At 69.8% G+C, this 772-nt stretch carries 2 pseudogenes; both read left to right on the top strand.

The features are described from left to right. Nucleotides 1–282 (top strand): annotated as a pseudogene (locus tag ACSBPG_RS31985) (amino acid ABC transporter permease); the annotation flags it as partial. A 3-nt stretch (nucleotides 283–285) separates the two neighbouring features. Next, nucleotides 286–772 (top strand): annotated as a pseudogene (locus ACSBPG_RS31980) (amino acid ABC transporter permease); the annotation flags it as partial.

Below are 772 nucleotides of genomic sequence, written 5' to 3'. Positions count from 1 at the left end.
CTGCCGGGCGGGCTGACCCTGCGCCTGGTGGTGCTGCCGCAGGCGCTGCGGGTGATCGTGCCGCCGCTGACCAGCCAGTACCTGAACCTGACCAAGAACAGCTCGCTGGCGCTCGCCATCGGCTACCCCGACCTGGTGTCGATCGCCAACACCATGATCAACCAGACCGGCCAGTCCATCGAGGGCGTGGCGCTGATCATGGGGACCTACCTGACCATCAGCCTCGCCATCTCGGTCTTCATGAACTGGTACAACAAGCGCATCGCGCTGGTGGAGCGCTGAGCCATGACCACGACCGTCGACACCCCCGTGCCCGCGGCCGAACGGCCGCCGGCCGCCACCACCGGACCGTTGGCATGGCTGCGCGCCAACCTGTTCGACACCTGGTACAACGCGCTCCTCACCATCCTCATCCTGTGGGCGCTCGCCCGGGCCATCCCGCCGCTGATCGAATGGGCGGTGCTCGACGCCGCCGGCTTCGGCGCGACGTCGCAGATGTGCCGCGAGGCGAGCGGGGCGTGCTGGGGCTTCGTGCGCGAGAAGCTGCGCTTCATCCTGTTCGGCACCTTCCCCTACGACCAGCAGTGGCGGCCGCTGGCGACCCTGGCGGTGTTCATCGCGCTGCTCGGCGCCAGCTGCAACCGGCGCTTCTGGTCCCCCTGGTTCGGCCTGGCGTGGCTGGCCGGCCTGGCCGCGGCGGCCGTGCTGATGTGGGGCGGCGTGTTCGGCCTGAGCTACGTCGAGAACGCCTACTGGGGCGGCCTGCCGCTGA

Source organism: Azospirillum sp. ST 5-10 (genome assembly GCF_051225715.1).
GTDB lineage: Bacteria > Pseudomonadota > Alphaproteobacteria > Azospirillales > Azospirillaceae > Azospirillum.
The sequence above is the reverse complement of the archived record's forward strand: the minus strand, read 5'-3'. Positions and strand labels throughout refer to the sequence as shown.